The sequence below is a fragment of the Shewanella sp. P1-14-1 genome, assembly GCF_001401775.1.
GTDB lineage: Bacteria > Pseudomonadota > Gammaproteobacteria > Enterobacterales > Shewanellaceae > Shewanella > Shewanella japonica.
This window is the reverse complement of record NZ_LKTL01000021.1, coordinates 14,695-31,533: the sequence shown is the minus strand read 5'-3', so window position 1 is coordinate 31,533 and position 16,839 is coordinate 14,695. Positions and strand designations below refer to the sequence as shown.

General features: G+C 42.5%; 10 protein-coding genes and 1 pseudogene. 8 read left to right on the top strand and 3 right to left on the bottom strand.

What is annotated here, in order from left to right:
• Positions 1-259: 259 nt before the first annotated feature.
• The 4 genes from AN944_RS15380 to AN944_RS15365 all read left to right on the top strand — a co-directional run bounded on the left by AN944_RS15380 (position 260) and on the right by AN944_RS15365 (position 7,665).
• A complete protein-coding gene (locus AN944_RS15380) occupies positions 260-4,093 on the top strand; it encodes a S8 family serine peptidase (RefSeq protein ID WP_055025530.1) in 3,834 nt (1,277 codons plus the stop codon).
• Between the two features lie 216 nt (positions 4,094-4,309).
• Complete coding sequence (locus AN944_RS15375; RefSeq protein WP_055025529.1) at positions 4,310-6,283, top strand: methyl-accepting chemotaxis protein; 1,974 nt, start codon at positions 4,310-4,312, stop codon at positions 6,281-6,283.
• A 145-nt stretch (positions 6,284-6,428) separates the two neighbouring features.
• Positions 6,429-7,166 (top strand): ABC transporter substrate-binding protein, encoded by a 738-nt coding sequence (locus tag AN944_RS15370; RefSeq protein ID WP_055025528.1) that lies wholly within the window; start codon positions 6,429-6,431, stop codon positions 7,164-7,166.
• An 82-nt stretch (positions 7,167-7,248) separates the two neighbouring features.
• On the top strand, positions 7,249-7,665 hold the full coding sequence (locus tag AN944_RS15365; RefSeq protein ID WP_055025527.1) for a DUF6491 family protein: 417 nt from the start codon (positions 7,249-7,251) through the stop codon (positions 7,663-7,665).
• Between the two features lie 78 nt (positions 7,666-7,743).
• Here AN944_RS15365 and AN944_RS15360 read toward each other — a convergent pair whose 3' ends face one another.
• The 3 genes from AN944_RS15360 to AN944_RS15350 all read right to left on the bottom strand — a co-directional run bounded on the left by AN944_RS15360 (position 7,744) and on the right by AN944_RS15350 (position 12,005).
• Positions 7,744-9,372 (bottom strand): ShlB/FhaC/HecB family hemolysin secretion/activation protein, encoded by a 1,629-nt coding sequence (locus AN944_RS15360; protein ID WP_080917055.1) that lies wholly within the window; start codon positions 9,370-9,372, stop codon positions 7,744-7,746.
• Positions 9,373-9,695: 323 nt separating this feature from the next.
• A complete protein-coding gene (locus AN944_RS15355; RefSeq protein ID WP_055025526.1) occupies positions 9,696-10,448 on the bottom strand; it encodes a putative porin in 753 nt (250 codons plus the stop codon).
• 333 nt (positions 10,449-10,781) lie between these two features.
• Positions 10,782-12,005, bottom strand: a complete 1,224-nt coding sequence (locus AN944_RS15350) for a threonine/serine exporter ThrE family protein (protein WP_055025525.1) — start codon at positions 12,003-12,005, stop codon at positions 10,782-10,784.
• A 207-nt stretch (positions 12,006-12,212) separates the two neighbouring features.
• Between AN944_RS15350 and AN944_RS15345 the strand changes: the two genes are divergently transcribed.
• The 4 genes and pseudogenes from AN944_RS15345 to AN944_RS21895 all read left to right on the top strand — a co-directional run.
• Complete coding sequence (locus AN944_RS15345) at positions 12,213-12,608, top strand: MAPEG family protein (protein ID WP_055025524.1); 396 nt, start codon at positions 12,213-12,215, stop codon at positions 12,606-12,608.
• 215 nt (positions 12,609-12,823) lie between these two features.
• A complete protein-coding gene (locus AN944_RS15340) occupies positions 12,824-15,163 on the top strand; it encodes a YgiQ family radical SAM protein (protein WP_055025523.1) in 2,340 nt (779 codons plus the stop codon).
• A 186-nt stretch (positions 15,164-15,349) separates the two neighbouring features.
• Positions 15,350-15,898: a hypothetical protein gene (locus tag AN944_RS15335; RefSeq protein ID WP_235530946.1), complete on the top strand. Its 549-nt coding sequence runs from the start codon at positions 15,350-15,352 to the stop codon at positions 15,896-15,898.
• Positions 15,899-16,367: 469 nt separating this feature from the next.
• Positions 16,368-16,589, top strand: a pseudogene (locus tag AN944_RS21895) (hypothetical protein); the annotation flags it as partial.
• Between the last annotated feature and the right edge of the window lie 250 nt (positions 16,590-16,839).

Genomic DNA, 16,839 nt, shown 5'->3' with positions numbered 1-16,839 from the left:
ATCGCTAAAATTGGATACATTTAGATACAGTTTGTTTTTGTAAGTTTATGATTAAAAAGGAATTGAAATAAAAGTGAAGCTTAAATGAAATGGAATAGTCGCTGTATATTTGCCTCAGATTATTATCTTCGAGTATCAAGGTTACAGACATCGTTATTGCTGCGAAATGTTGTCGTTAACAGCATGATTTATTGCCAAGCAATGGCTAACGAAAACAGATAAAGACGCGATAGATAATAATTAGAACGAGGAAGATATTGTGACATCGATATATAAGAAAAGCTTAATTGCAGCAGCGCTAACGCTGGCATTTAGCCCTAACTTGCAAGCGAAAGTGATTGATACCCGAGGTCTTGATACCGATAGTGGTCAGCGAGGATACCAACCAACGACCAAGAATCCACGTCAAATTGATAACCTTTATATGGTGTTATTAGATGACCAGCCCCTAGCGACTTATCACGGTGATAAAGGGGATCTTAAGGCCACAAGCATTTTAGCTAACCCATCAAATTCCCGAGCTAAAACAGGCGTGCTGAATGTTAACAGTGCAGTGAGTCAGCAATATATTCAATACCTTAATACCCAGCGTAGTAAAACATTGTCTCTGGCGAAATCAACATTGAACCGCCAATTGGCTGTGCATGACGATTATCAAATTGCCTTAAACGGTTTCAGTACTGAGTTATCAGAAAAAGAAGCGCAAATGCTGGCTTCTGTTGCGGGTGTAAAAAGCGTTCAAAAAGTCGAACTACGTCATTTGAATACTGACTCTGGGCCAAAGCATATCCAAGCGCCAAGTGCTTGGGATGGCTCAGCAACAGGCGTTTCTAGTATGGGTGAAGGCGTCATCGTCGCAATCATGGATACTGGGATTAACCATACAAGTGCTTCTTTTGCTGATATTGGTGGTGATGGTTATGACCACACAAACCCACTCGGAGAAGGTACCTACTTAGGTCATTGTAGTGATTCTGATTTAGCGCATTATTGTAATGACAAATTGATTGGTATTTGGGCGCATGAAGCTCTTTTAGACGACTATACCCCAGAAGGGGACGACCGAATTGGTATTGACCATAATGGTCATGGCTCTCATGTGGCTTCAACCACAGCAGGTAACATCGTTAAAGATGTGACGGTTTATAACGCCGTTGGCGAAGAAGCTGAATTTAGCTTTGGTCAAATTAGTGGTGTTGCCCCTCATGCCAATATTGTGTCTTATCAAGTCTGCGCCGCCGATGCAGGATGTTGGCCTGATGTCACTGCATTAGCGGTTGAGCACGCAATTGAACATGGCGTTCAAGTTATCAACTATTCAGTCGGTGGTGGAGCAAGTGACCCATGGAATGACACAGATGCATTAGCATTTCTTGCTGCGCGAGAAGCGGGTATCCATGTTGCGGTCGCAGCAGGTAATGACGGCCCAGGCGCTGAGACCGTTGGTTCACCGGGTAATGCGCCTTGGCTTACCACCGTCGCCGCTTATACACATGATCGTAGCTTCACAGACAAGGAAGTCACCTTTACAGGCGGAGATTACGATCTTGAGCCATTAACAGGTAAAGGCGCAACAAGCGGTATCTCTGGCGACATCATTAGTGCTGCAGATTTAGGCATGGCAGGCTGTCTTGAGCCTTTTGACGCTGACACAGTAACCGGAAAAATTGTTGTATGCGAGCGAGGAGATATAGCAAGGGTAGCTAAGGGGACTAATGTTCGTGCTGGTGGCGCTGCTGGTTTAGTCTTGATTAACTTAGAGGGTGGCGCTGAGACAGTCGATGCTGATTTACACGTCTTACCCGCAGTACATTTAGATGCTGATCAAGGTGCACTACTGACGGATTGGCTATCGTCTGGTTCTGATCATACTGTGAGTTTTAATGCGTCAGTACTTGAAAGCGATCCTGCTAAAGCAGATATTGCGGCGGAATTTACCTCACGAGGCCCTGAGTCAATAATGAACCGTTGGCTTACACCGCATATTTCTGCTCCTGGCGTTGAAATTTATGGGGCGAATACAGAGTATCAACCGTGGCGAGATACTGGAGATAAAACAGAATCTCCGACGACCTTTATGAGCGGTACTTCTATGGCGAGTCCGCATATTGCAGGTGTGTATACCTTAATTGCTGCTTTAAAACCGGAGTGGACACCGGCTCAAGCTCAATCTGCTTTAATGCTCAGTGCTGAAACAAACACATGGATGGAAGACGGTGTGACGCCATCCAGTTTATTTACAGGTGGAGCTGGCAGCGCACGTGTCGCAGATGCGTTAAACGCTGGCTTGGTGATGGATGTATCGCATGAAGACTATACGTTAGCAGATCCTAGTTTAGACGGCACACCCGAGTCATTGAACCTACCTTCAGCATTAATGAATAACTGTATGATGGCGTGTTCGTGGACAAGAACATTCACAGCAACAGCATCGTCAACATGGACTGTGGGCGAGTTATCTCAAACCCCTGGTTTGTCTATCTCTGCAACCCCTTCAAGTTTTACCCTTGCAGCTGGCGAAAGTATTAGCTTAGATATCACTGCAGCCATTGGTGAAGGCTATGCGTCAGAATATGGCATGGGTTATTTAGTATTAACGCCAGAAAATACTGCGCTAACTCCCACCAAGATGCCGGTAGTGGGGAGCTTTGTTGCTGGTAGTATGCCTGAAATAGCGCAGTTAACCACAGGGCAGAATAAAGGCAGTGCTGCGATTTCTGGCATTAAGACCGTCGGCTCAAGTGATATTCAGGTTGGGGTCTTTGAGTTAGCTGAAGTTGAAGTGATTGAAACAACCATACCTCGAGACGACAGCGATACATCGAACTGGCCAACGAATGTGTATAACGATAGCAGTAAGTATTATTCGCAATTAGTGAACATTACGCCGAACACTAAGCGTCTTATTGCACGTGTTAAACATACCAGTTCACCGGATTTAGACTTATATATTGGCCGTGATAGTAACTATAACGGTAAGCCTGATAATGCACGGGAAATGGATCCTTTAACGTGTATGAGCGCAACAGAAACGGCTTATGAGTCATGTGAAATCAATGACCCAGATCCAGGTTCTTACTATGTCACAGTGCACAACTATGGTGATACGTCTGCGCCGTCAGATGTCGAAGATGATGTGGTGATTGAACTCGCTGTCATTGGCAAAGATGATGAAAGTGTAACTGTTGACTTTAAATCTGCTGTGGCAGCCGATGAGGATATTGGGTTAGTCCTTAACTGGGATAAAACACTTAAATCTGACACGCTTTATACGACTGTACTTGAAATTGGTACCGGTGTAGATGCTGCAGATAACGTGGGATTAATGCCAATTGAGTTATACCGAAAAGCAACCTATGCCCAAAGTCAGCTGGATGTCGAATCAGCAGATACTGGCGATATGATCACATTATCTATTGCGCTTGCAGACAATGACACTGATGAGGAACGCACCTTATCAGTCACTGCGCAGTTGCCAGTCGGTTTGGTTATCGAAAGCGACAGTCATCAAGGGAGTGTTGATGGTGAAATGGTTTCTTGGGAAGTGGTGCAAGCGGCCAATGAAGCTGGACAAGAGATTGTCGTGGAACTTGATACACAAGCATTGGTGATGAGCCAAGACTTGGTATTCAGTGTCTCGCATACTCTTAATGAAGTGAGTCATACTGAAATGCTAGCGCCTGTAATGTTAAGTGGTGTACCTGTTGCCAAAATCAATGGTGAACAATCCATTTCGCTGACAGTTGATGAAGGCACGACAGTGAGCTTATCAGCAAGTGATAGTACCGCGCCTAATAGTGATGATGAGTTAACTTATGCTTGGAGCCAAGTGTCAGGCCCTGTGGTGACCTTCGCAGATGCAATGGCCATGGATACCGATGTAACGCTACCAGCGGTTGATGCTGATGCCAGTGCCGTGATTGAGCTAACGGTCAGTAATGGTGTTAAAACAGCGGTAGCTGCAACAGCAACCATTGCTGTGACTGCTGAAGTGATAGCACCAGAACCTGAACCTAAGTCTGATTCAAGCGGTGGTGCAATGGGATTATGGTTATTTGTGCTGGGTTTGTTAGGCCTTAGACGCAGAAGTTAATCTCAGCGCATCTTTAATCTAAATTCTAAACTTTATATTTAAGCCGCTTCAATGATGAAGCGGCTTTTTATTTGTGTACGCTTTATGTGATTTTATCTATAAGAACTGTCAGATTAAGTATAAATTAATTGAGCTTAATCATCTTTTTTAGCTGGTTTTTATCATATTGTATGTCTTATTGGTTTTAACGTGTTCTGAATAAATAAGAAAAATAATATGAAGCTAAAACATAAGTTTAATCTCATTATTGTGCCAGCGGTTGTGTGTGGTTTTATGTTATTGGCAACACTGACTATTTACTTTAGTTTGGCCACCATGAAACAAACAGCTGAAAATACAGTAAGTGGTAATAGTGCATTGCTGCAAAAGAACATTGATAGTTGGTATCAGCATAACCAAGGTATTATTAGCGCACTCATTCGCAGCCCATATATACGTGAAACGTTACAAGCTAATAATGCTCACATAGACAATCGCATCTCGACAGGCAATAACGTCTCGCAGGTTGCTGAGCAACTCTCTAAGCACTTTGCGGCCTTAGCTTCTGAATTTCAATTTAGAAACCTCGCTTTACTCAATAAACAAGGTGTCGCCATCGCAGCAAGTAATCAGCAGCGTATTGGCCAAAGCTATCAGCAGCTTCCTTATGTTAACGCTGCATTTAACCAAGCAGATATTGTTATCTCTAACCCGAGAAAAAGCCGAGTAGACGGTAAGTTATTGGTCACTTTTGCGAAACGGGTTCAAGGTGAAGGGGTGTTATTTGCCAGTATCCCACTGGATAATTTTTACCATGACTTTGTTGATATTAGCCAACATGATGAGCATAGCTATGCGTTTATTTTATCAGCGCAATGTGAGCTTATTGCTCACCCATTTATAGACAGTCAGCGAGCGTTTGCGTCACACCAAGCATTGTGCAAACAACAAGCTGGCATCGTTGATTTTGAAGAGAATGGGGTCGCGTATCTTGGTTCCATCAGGCAACAAACCAGTACGGGGTGGATCATTGTCAGTGCTACCGATAAAAAAGTTATGGCTGCAAGCCAGTCTCAATTAATACTGCTGAGCAGCATTGTGGCCTTAGTTTCATCATTATTGATCACAGGGCTTATTTTAGGGTTAGTAAATGCAATAACCAAAGGGTTAGGGACAATGGTCACCGCAGTCGATGATTTATCGGTAGGAGATAGCAATCTGACCCATCTTGATGCCAAAAAGTGGCAAGCACTATTACAGCGCACTGATGAGCTAGGCCATATGAGCCAGTCAATGAAGCAATTAATTGAAATGCAAAAGCGCCAAGTTGCTGCGGCTGAAATTATCGCATCTGGTGACTTAACTTGTCAGCCGTCGGTAGCCGGTGAGCGAGATCTGTTAGGGCATGCGTTGGTTGAGATGGTGCATAACCTCACCTTGTTGACGGTATCGGTAAAGCAAAATACCCAGCAAATTATCAGTGCGACAGAAGATCTGAATCACCACAGCAACAGTCTGGCACAAAGTGCCACTGAGCAGCTAACGTCAGTAGGCTCGATCAGTGCAGCGTTGCAAGAAATAGACAGCCAGATCCATTTAACAGCTAACGCAACAGAAGAAATGAACCAAAAAGGTCAATCCGCTTATTTAGCTGCTAAAGCTGGTAATGATCGAATGCAAGCCTTGAGGGTCGCTTTACAAGATATTCATGTTTCAGGTGAACAAATTGCCACTATCATGCGAGAAATTACCCAGATTGCTGAACAAACTAACTTAATTGCACTTAATGCAGCCATTGAAGCGGCACGGGCAGGAGAGTTTGGCCGAGGGTTTTCTGTGGTGGCAGATGAAGTAAGAAACTTAGCAAGTCGCAGCGCTGAAGCGGCTGATAAAACGGTGAAATTAGTGCAAGTGTCGTTAACTAAAATGGATGAAGGTAATCTTGTTGCAGAGCAAACTGGCATCGCATTCAACGATATTGTGGCTCACATGAGTTATTCAGCAGAGCAGCAAGATTTTATCGCTCAGGCAAGTAAGGAGCAGGCGTTAGCAACGTCGGAATTAACAGAAGGCTTGGCGCAAATAGATGAAGTTGGCCAACAAGTGGGTATGATTGCTAATGAAGTCTCTGAACAGTCTCAAGGACTGTCGCACTTAAGTACCAATTTAAAAGCTGCGAGTGATAAATTTACTATAATAGAAACTCACTAATGGAGTTATCGATATAACTCAGGTGATGTGGTTGTGGCTGGCTACAATCTACCTCTATGAAAGTGCTCGTTAAATTGGCATAGATATAGGTAAAGCAACAATCATATCCCGGTGTATATCGGTCGCGGCAAAAGGACTTATTGCCATGAAAGTGTTTCTTAATGTTTTCTTATTTCAGTTTCTTTGTATGTTCATTTGGCTAATACCTGTCGCTGGTGCGATGGCAAAACCCTATTCTTTTGTTGGTATCCAAGGGCTAGCAGAGCAGGAAGTCGGGGCCAGATTATTTGATGGATTTTGCAAAAAGTACCAATTAAATTGTGAAATTGAAATGTTGCCTGCAAGCCGAGCTGAGCTTAATGTGTGCGAAGCTAAAAGTGCCGGTGAAATCATGCGCATATGGGAATATGGCATTGATAATCCCGATCTCATTCGTGTTCCCACTCCTTATTACCACTTAAAAACGGCATTACTGGTTCGCAGTGATAATCGCCTCAATATTTACTCGCTAAAAGATATCGTCGATGTCAATGTGGGAGTGATCCGTGGTGTTAAACATACCGAACAAATTGACGTAAACCCAGATAAGCTATTAAAAGTGGCGTCTACTGAACAACTCATGCAGCTTTTAGTTAAAGGTCGTATTGATGTGGCGGTGACCAGTCGTTTAGATGGTGCAAGTACATTGAATAAGATGAATATCGACAATGTGATGATATTGCCTGTAGAGCTACAAACTTACCCCTTATATGTGTATCTGAACAGCGAATATGCCCATTTGGCTCCTATATTGGATAGCGCCATTAACGACAGCATTAACGCTGGATTAATGGAGCAATGGCAGGTAGTCGCTGAACAATCCGTGATATCAAAAATTCATTAGCTTTTTCACTCATTCATTGGTTATGCTGACGTTATGCCGTTAAAAACGTTAACTAACTGAACATATTACGGGGTGATAGCTTATGTTGAATAAAATGATAATTGCGTTGGTGTCGTTAATGTTATTGGGATGCAGTGCGTCAGAGGCAAGCAAACAAAAAGCTGCACTTTATCAATTTGATGAGCTGACTGAAGTCACCAGTATTGATAACTTTAGGATGGACGGTTGGCGAACTATGGACAATCGCACAGTGTTTGTTGATAGTCGACCAAAACAAACTTATCTCATTGTGTTAAGTGGGGTAAATACGAATTTAACGTTTGCAAAGGCCTTAGTTATTACATCTCGCATGGGTAAGGTGACAGTTGGGTTTGATACCGTATCAACTGGCGACGCTCCGCAATTTAAAAGTCAAATTAAGAAAATTTATCAAATCGATAGCAAGGAACAAGAACAGCAAATTCGTGACGAGATTGCTGGATTTGAAAACATCAAATAAGCCTTTCAGCTGTTAATGTTTAACAAGGGAACTGGTGTACTCAAGTTGAGTCGCTGAGGTTAAATAGTGAAGATCTTATTAAAAACGGTTTTTTACTTGAAAACGCCATTCCCAGTCATCGACTTTTTCCCCACTGGTAAAAGGCACGGCTAAATCAATATGACCTACGCTACCATAGCTTGATTTTGAGGAGAAAACTCGCGCACCAATGCCGACACTGCCTATAGGGGAGCTGACCTCGTTGTTTTCATCAGGTCCGCCAAAGGCTTGACCTATATCAACAAAGGTTGCCCAACCTAATTCAGCTAATTGGTAAAGGTTGATGTTGGGATAATACCTAACTTCACCTGTGAGTAACCATTGATTATCACCATATTGGTAATCATTGGGATACCCCCGAACTCCAGTGTCATCACCTAAAGCAAAAGGTTTATCAAGGTAATTGTTTTTCGAGGTTGCCAGCCGAGTTTTAGCGTAGGCAGTCCATTTAGGATGAATTTTATAAAAGTACTCAGCTTGAGCGCTAACATTATAAAAGTCTTTTTGGCTGGTATTGATGCTAGCTTGGCCACTGAAATTGAGTAACAGTAAGTCTTTTTCTAGTTGATAACCTCGGCTAGAGCTAACATTAAAATGGTAGCCGATATTATTCCCCTCACTAACATCATTGGTTTCAAAACCAACTCGAGCATAATGGCGCCAGCCTAAATTAAAATCCTCATTATTGTTGATCAAGTGAATATTGGTAAAAACCTGATAGTCATCTTGCAGGTATTCATAACCTATCCAAGGGTAAATAAAATCTCTATTTTGAGGTAAAGGACCATCGGGGAACGTGTCACTGGCTGCAAATTGATGTTTATCCTGGGTAATACCGAGTGTTACTCTTGAAAGATCTGCGTCTGTTTTATTTAATAACCAACCAAAAGATAAGGCGGCATAATCAACGTTATGCTCGAATTCATTAACGTCTTCACCATTTTGCCTCAAAGTATCAATACGTTGATCTGTTAAGTACTCTGCAAAATACTGATCCTTTGTGTCCAATGAGTAAAAAGGCTTAGTAAAGTATAAGTGGGTTGCTTGGCCATCACTGTTGTCATAAATATTGGCAGATACAGTGGCATGTTGAATAATTTTGAGTGGGGCGGTAACGCCAAATTTATAACCCGTTCTATCAGCATTAGATTGATACTTAAGGCGAGTTTTAATCCCAAGTCCCATTAAGTTATCTTCTTTAATCCCGACTGAATATTTGGTTTCACCGCCACTTGAACTTAGACTAAATGTGGGGAGTAGCGACCAGTTATCCCAGGTTTCAACCACCACGGTTTGCTCATCGGAGTCCGCATCGGGCGCTTTCTGGGCAACATATATTTTTGCATCACGTAAGTAAGGCTCAGCACGTAATAACCGTTGTGCTTCTGCAAACGTTTTTTGAGTGACTTGTTCACCCTCTTTAAAAGTGAGCTTGTCGAGAATGGTAGGTTCAGTGGTATTAATGTGTAGCCAATTCGCCCAATGGTGGATAAAAAAGGCATCAGGGTCACTTTCGTCAAAAATAGCATTACTCTGCACGATAATGTTATCAACAGTAATGGTGTTATTTTGATTTGCTGTCTCACGGTCTTTATCGCTTTGATTGGGTACAGTTAGCGGTGCTTGTGAGGCTAATACAAGCACGGGAGACATCATGATGACTAACATAAAGCTCCAAGCGCAATGGGTAAGCTTTATTGATGCGTTCGTTGTTTTTATTATGGTTACCTATACTTATTTTAATGGCCACAAATGAGAAGTCTTGAGTGCTATGTATAATTGAATTAGCTAATTAAGTTATTGACCTAATAGCAATTAATCATTGCACGATCATTTTTAGTACAAAGGTTTAGTGGCTAAGATTAAGTATGGCGGGTATTTGAAATTTCGCAGATTATTTACAAAAATTATTGATTTGACTGAGAGAGTCAATAAAAAAAGGAGCCTCATCATGGCTCCTTTTGGGTATCAGGGGAGATAGTAAGCAAGGTTTAGAAGCGACCGACAATACCGATACTTGCGCCAAAGCCATCTACATCAGAATCAAGTACTTTAGATACTTCAAAAGTTGCAGAGAAAGCGTCAGACATACGCAACCAGTACGCTGTCTTAGCTGCAAAATCATTATCTGAACCGTCGTCAACATATCCAAGCCCAACAGACCAAGCTTTAGTCACATACCAGTCAGCATTCAAATTGAAGATGTCGTCATTGTCAGTGTGAGTCCACATAGCACCTAAATCGATGCCTGTTGTGGTTTCAAAGGCTAGAAAGCTGCGAATTTCAGCACCGTAGAATGACTCAAAATCATCACTGCCATCGACATAGAATGCCGCGACTTTCGAGCTGTCATTGAAGTAGTAACCCGCATCGAATTGGTAAAGGTTGCCACTGAAATCGCCGATTTCAAAGCGATTGTATTCAGCACCAACAAACCATTTTGAGTCAAATACATAAGTTCCATCAATACGAATTGTGTCAGTATCTGCATCATCAAACATTGAGTAACCAGCACCAATATTAGTGGTTTGCGCTAAAAAACCATTCAATGCATATGGGCCATTATCTTGTGATACTGGCTTGATGTAGTAGCGGTAGTTTAGATCCCAAATACCATCGCCGAATTCTTCAGTATTAGCTGAATATTCAAGACCTGCTTCGTGTTGAAACGGAGCATCTTGTGCTGCGATTGCAGGAAGTGCGAATAGACCAGATAGTAGTGCTAAAGCGGTAACGTTTTTCATCAATCATTCCTTTATTTGATTATTATCGCTAGGTGATTCAAGCAAATAAGGACATGGAGATATCAAGGTCGGTTGATTCATCCATTGAACCTGAATTACGGCCTAACATCATAGTCGGTGCCGCATGCTTTCCTAGCGGCGCAGAAGGTAATACAAATCAGAATAAAAAGAAAATAAAAAATACGAAATAACATAAAATTAATTATTTATCATGATGTTATTACGTAATAAGTAATGTATTTTACTGATTGAGACATACTTTGAGGTAAGGGAAGGTCAAACCGTGTGCTCCTATATTAATAGGGATGACATGCTTTGACCTTAACGCTGAGATTAAAGGCTACGTTTAGGAGGCACAATCACGTTTGCAAAAATTAAACCTGCAATAAGTGACATAAAAATTAAAAATACCTGTGTGCCTAAATGAGCCTGGTTTAGCATGGTCTCACCTGAGATCATTGCATTTAAACCAATATAAGTTTTACTACCTGGAACCAAAATAACAATACCTTGAAGCAGTGCAATTGATACGGGTGCTTTCATCCAACGAGCATAAAGGTTTGAATAAATGCCAACAGCCAGTGCGCCAACAAATATACCAATCGACTCCCCTAGGTAAAGACCGCCTAACATAGCCGAGAAATACGCTACAATACCTGCGCAAATTCCCCAAGGTGAGTCTTTGATACGTGCTTTAAAGATGATAACCAACGCCATAGACAGTAATGGAACGGCTGCCCATGAGGCATAGCGAGGGAGCAAATCGGGTTCAATATACACAGATTCGCCAAACATCACTTTACCCAAAGTCATGCCGAGTACAGCACCAAAATACAATTTAAAAAGCAGCATGATCGCATCCATGATCCTTGCTGTGCCTGATATTAAATCTCGAGCGGCAAGCTCAGCTAAACCAAGGGTGAGCGCTAAACCAGGGATAAAAATAATGATCCCTGACAAGATGACCACGGGTATATTGATGCTGGGATCAACCACCGCTGCAATACCACAGGTTAAAATCGCACAGACTACAGCCGCTAACGGTTCAAGCATTTCAGCGACACGTTTAGATTTTTCTGCCCAAAATACTAATCCGTAAACTAGTAAGCCCAGCATGCCAGACCAAAAAACATCGTTCCAGCTGGTATCCATTAGCATCGCAAACGCGCCAGCACTCACCCCAAAGGACAATAACGTTAGCCCATGGCCGTAAGGGTTAGGTTTATTGGCAATTTCTTCTAAACGCTCGAGTGCTTCACTCAGGGTACGTTGCCCTGTACTTAGCTCTTCAACCAAATCAAAGGTGCGCGCCAAAGAGCCTAAATCCAAGTCACCGGGTTTAACCCTGGCAACATGGTTATATTCTTGTTCGGTATCGTGCTGCAAGACAAAGGTCATTGAGGTGGGTGATATTAAAAAGTATCCCTCAATTCCTAAGGTCGAAGACACCGTTTGTAAGTGGGATTCAAGACGATAAGCGGGCGTACCGAATTTATGCAGGGCTTTGCCTAATTTTATGATAAATCTGCGTTTTTCAATGAAGTTGTCATCGTTCATTAGGCGTGCGTCACTCTAGTTAACATGGGTAGTAGGTCAATGGCGCGAATAGTAACCGAAATGAGGTTGGCTGAATACCTAAAAAGCAGCAAAAAATTGTTAAAAAGTTGATAATTCCATTTTGTTTCAATGTGTATAGAATGAATACTCAATTGTAGTCACTATTTGGCTAAATGCCGTAAAAATAATAAAAAGGAAATATCACACATGTCATTGATGATTTCAGGGTTCTACGCCAGCTTAACCGTGCTACTTGCAATAGGTTTATCCATCAGAGTGATTAAGCAGCGAAGGGTCAATAAAGTCGGTATTGGCACTGGTGGTAATGCTGATTTAGCGTTGGCAAAGCGTGTCCATGAAAACTTGCTAGAAAATGCGCCCCTTGCACTGATTTTATTCATGCTGGCTGAGTTTAATGGCTTACCAGCAGCAATATTGCATTGTTTTGGTACCGTGTGGATTGTGGCGAGATTATTACATGCCATAGGGCTAACTGCAGCTAAAGGCGGTGTGCACTTTGGCCGCGTTTGGGGCGTCTTGTTAACTTGGGTTGTGATGGTTGGCTTAGCGATTGTAAATATTGGATTTTTTATTGGTTTATAACAATCAGTTTTAGCCTTAAAGACAAAAGTCATTGTTTTTAATAAGGTTATAGAAACCTATAAATAGCTTAAAAACCTTATTTATGCTGCTTTTTTAGTCACACTTAGTGTGATGTAACTGCTATACTCCGCCTCCAGAAAAAAGTTGGGTGAGTTGAACTAAACTTGGTTAAGTGCAACTCACCAGATCGATGATGTTTAATGTAGGCAAATCTCATGCAAGTTGAATCCACGCTATTTAATTACCCAAGATACTGGGCCGAATGCTATGGCACGGCACCGTTTCTTCCTATGTCTCGTAAAGAGATGGATCAGCTTGGTTGGGATAGCTGCGATATTATTATTGTCAGTGGCGATGCTTATGTCGATCATCCAAGTTTTGGTATGGCTGTTATTGGCCGAATGCTCGAAGCACAAGGGTTTCGAGTGGGGATTATTTGCCAGCCAGATTGGTCGAATAAAAATGACTTCATGAAGCTAGGTCGCCCGAATTTATTCTTTGGTGTTACTGCGGGCAACATGGATTCGATGATTAACCGCTACACCGCAGATCGTCGTATTCGTAGTGATGATGCTTATACGCCTAATGATGAAGGCGGCAAACGCCCCGATCGCGCGGTTACTGTTTACACCCAGCGCTGTAAAGAAGCCTTTAAAGAAGTGCCCGTCGTCATTGGGGGGATTGAGGCAAGCTTACGCCGTATCGCCCATTATGATTATTGGTCAGACAAAGTACGCCGTAGTGTTATTTTTGATGCTAAAGCCGATATCCTAATTTATGGTAACGCCGAACGTCCGCTGGTGGAAGTCGCTCATCGTATCGCTAACGGTGAGAAAATGGCTGACTTGCACGACATTCGTGGTACCGCAGTTATTCGCCATGAGCCATTGCCTGGCTGGAAAGGCATGGACTCACGTAAATTGGATCAATTGCATAAGATTGACCCGATCCCAAACCCATATGGTGCAGATGATGTTGGCTGTGAAAAACTGTCAGGGCCAACTGATAAGAAAATTTTTGATAACGATGCGCCAAAAGCTATCAGTGTCCAGCCGCCAAGACCCAAGCCATGGGAAAAAACTTACGTACTATTGCCAGCCTATGAAAAAGTCGCTGATGATAAATATTTATACGCTCATGCATCACGTATTTTGCATCAAGAGCAAAATCCAGGCTGTGCGCGTGCGTTATTTCAAGCCCAAGGAAATCGCTCTGTTTGGGTCAATCCGCCAGCTTGGCCATTGAATACTGACGAAATGGACGCAGTATTTGATTTGCCGTATCAACGAGTGCCGCACCCAAGTTATGGCAAGGCGAAAATTCCTGCATATGACATGATTAAAACCTCGATTAACATTATGCGAGGATGTTTCGGTGGTTGTTCGTTCTGTTCGATTACAGAACACGAAGGACGCATTATTCAAAGTCGTTCACAAGAATCAATCATTAAAGAAATTAAAGATATTCAAGAAAAAGTACCTGGGTTTACTGGGGTGATTTCAGATCTTGGTGGGCCAACGGCGAACATGTATCGTCTTGGCTGCACGAGCGTAAAAGCGGAAACAACCTGTCGTCGTTTATCCTGTGTTTATCCAAGTATCTGTGGCCATTTGGGGACAGATCATAAACACACCATTGATTTATACCGAGCAGCACGTGACGTCCCAGGAATTAAAAAGGTACTGATTGCCTCTGGTGTACGTTATGACTTAGCCACTGAAGATCCACGCTATGTTAAAGAGCTGGCTAAACACCATGTTGGTGGCTATTTAAAAATTGCCCCAGAGCATACCGAAGATGGCCCACTCAGTAAGATGATGAAGCCGGGTATGGGCAGTTATCATAAGTTTAAAGAGTTATTTGATTTTTACTCTAAAGAAGCGGGTAAGAAGCAGTACTTGATCCCGTACTTTATTTCTGCGCATCCAGGGACTACAGATGAGGACATGCTGAACCTAGCGTTATGGCTTAAATCAGAAAAGTTTAAGCTAGACCAAGTTCAGAATTTTTATCCATCGCCAATGGCTAATGCGACTACCATTTATCACACTGAGCTTAACTCACTTAAAAATGTGAAACACAGCAGTGAAGAAGTGACCGTGCCGAAAAAAGGTCGTCAACGTCGCTTACATAAAGCATTGCTACGTTATCATGATCCCGCTGGCTGGCCTCTTATTCGTGAAGCACTTGTTGCTATGGGTAAAGAGCATTTGATTGGCCACGGCGTCCAACATATTGTTCCGCCAGAAGCGCGTAATGAGCGCCAAGGCTTTGGTGCTAAAAACCGTGGTAGTAAGAGTGACGGCAGTAAAAAAGCTTTCACCCGTTTTTCTGGTAATCAGTTTGATGATAGAAAGTCATCAGGCAAGAAACCCACACCTGCGAATAAAGCGAAGGCAGAAGGCGGCACCAGTGGGAGCGGGAAGCCATCGGATAAGGGTAACAATGCAGGCAAAGGTAAAACTGGCTGGTCACAGAAGAAAAAGCCGTTTAGCGCTAAAGGCACTGGTGGCGCAGGCCAAAAACAAGGAAAACGCCCTGCGAGAGCGAAATAATACAAAGCATGGCTATTGTTAGCTCTATGACTTAACCTTGTTACATTAAAACCGTCTTTATAGACGGTTTTTTTTCAGGTTTAATTAAACAATCACTGTTAGTGTGATGTGTGAATAAAAATAACGAGATCGATACTAAAAGGAATAATAATGAAAAAAATATTGATCGCTGGTGTAATCAGCAGCATGGCGCCTGCTATTGCAATGGCACATGCCCCTAAAGACAACCCACAACATCAATATTTTGATGCAATCGCCGCATACTGTGGTAAAGCGTTTGCCGGTGAAGTGACAGCTGGTAATGAAGCTGACTCTGCTTTTAGTAATAAAGCGTTAATCATGCACGTACGTGAGTGTAGCGATACCGAACTTAAAATACCTTTCCATGTAGGTGATGATCATTCACGTACTTGGGTGATTACCAAAACTGAAACAGGCTTGCGTCTCAAGCATGATCATCGTCATGAAGATGGCACTGAAGATAAAGTCACTATGTATGGCGGGAATACTGCTGATATGGGCACTGCCACTCAGCAGTCATTCCCAGTTGACCAAGAGTCGATTGATAACTTTAATGAAAACGGTTTAACGGCGTCAGTAACTAACGTGTGGCACATGTATATTGAGCCAACCACATTCACCTATCGTTTAACGCGTGAAAACCGCGACTTTAGAGTCGACTTTGATTTAACCAAGCCTGTTGCGTTACCGCCAACCCCTTGGGGTCATGAGTAATATGTCGCTGAAAGCATACATTGACATAAGATAACCATAGTCTGACAAAATCTCGAGCGGCTGTACATTATATGTACTGGTGTTGCTCGAGTTTTTTGTGCATGTATATGCGGAATTTACGTAAGCCTTCGCTCAATAAAAAACGTTTTTAAATTCGCGAGTGCAAAAGTGAGCGAAACAATTACGACTTTTGGCAGTCAAAAAAATACATAGACACCCATAGTTAATGGCATCAATCGTGACTTCCTACTAAGCTTGATTTGAGCATTAAACAAGGAGGTTATGATGCCGCGCCCTCGTAGAAGCCAAGTTAGCCTTGAACTCTTGTCAACGAGATAGTCCTTATTATCATTGCTGTAGCCGTGTGGTTCGCCGCGCTTTCTTAAAAAATACGTAGACCCCCATAGTTTATGGCATCAATCGTGACTTCCTACCAAGCTTGATTTGAGCATTAAACAAGGAGGTTATGATGCCGCGCCCTCGTAGAAGCCAAATTAGCCTTGAACTCTTGTCAACGAGATAGCCCTTATTATCATTGCTGTAGTCGCGTAGATCTCCGCGCACTTTTTCCCAGCAAATAGTATGTGGTGATGATAAATACACAGGTAACAACTATGACCACAGACGTGGATGGATTGAATCACTCATTCTTGAACTGACGGATGTGTTTGCCATTGATATCGCAGCTTATGAGTAAGACTAATAACGATAGAGACTTCTGCGGGCGTAAGCATATCAGGCAGTCTATTGACTTCTGGCAGCTGAATAATATTAAGCCATTGCCATTGTTGGCAAGGACATGTCGATAGACCTATTTACAAGTGAATGTGCAACCCATTACGGTCGAGTTTCACCGTGCTCCACGAATTTAAGGCAATCAAACTGGCAAAGTAGTGCTTCAAATCTTCGGTTGAAAGGTTATCAGGACATGCATCTAAATA

What these genes read in the sequence shown, in the direction of transcription:
- AN944_RS15375 (WP_055025529.1), top strand. Translation starts at nt 4,310, where the DNA reads ATGAAGCTAAAACATAAGTTTAATCTCATTATTGTGCCAGCGGTTGTG.
- AN944_RS15370 (WP_055025528.1), top strand. Translation starts at nt 6,429, where the DNA reads ATGAAAGTGTTTCTTAATGTTTTCTTATTTCAGTTTCTTTGTATGTTC.
- AN944_RS15365 (WP_055025527.1), top strand. Translation starts at nt 7,249, where the DNA reads ATGTTGAATAAAATGATAATTGCGTTGGTGTCGTTAATGTTATTGGGA.
- AN944_RS15360 (WP_080917055.1), bottom strand. Translation starts at nt 9,372, where the DNA reads ATGTTAGTCATCATGATGTCTCCCGTGCTTGTATTAGCCTCACAAGCA.
- AN944_RS15355 (WP_055025526.1), bottom strand. Translation starts at nt 10,448, where the DNA reads ATGAAAAACGTTACCGCTTTAGCACTACTATCTGGTCTATTCGCACTT.
- AN944_RS15350 (WP_055025525.1), bottom strand. Translation starts at nt 12,005, where the DNA reads ATGAACGATGACAACTTCATTGAAAAACGCAGATTTATCATAAAATTA.
- AN944_RS15345 (WP_055025524.1), top strand. Translation starts at nt 12,213, where the DNA reads ATGTCATTGATGATTTCAGGGTTCTACGCCAGCTTAACCGTGCTACTT.
- AN944_RS15340 (WP_055025523.1), top strand. Translation starts at nt 12,824, where the DNA reads ATGCAAGTTGAATCCACGCTATTTAATTACCCAAGATACTGGGCCGAA.
- AN944_RS15335 (WP_235530946.1), top strand. Translation starts at nt 15,350, where the DNA reads ATGGCGCCTGCTATTGCAATGGCACATGCCCCTAAAGACAACCCACAA.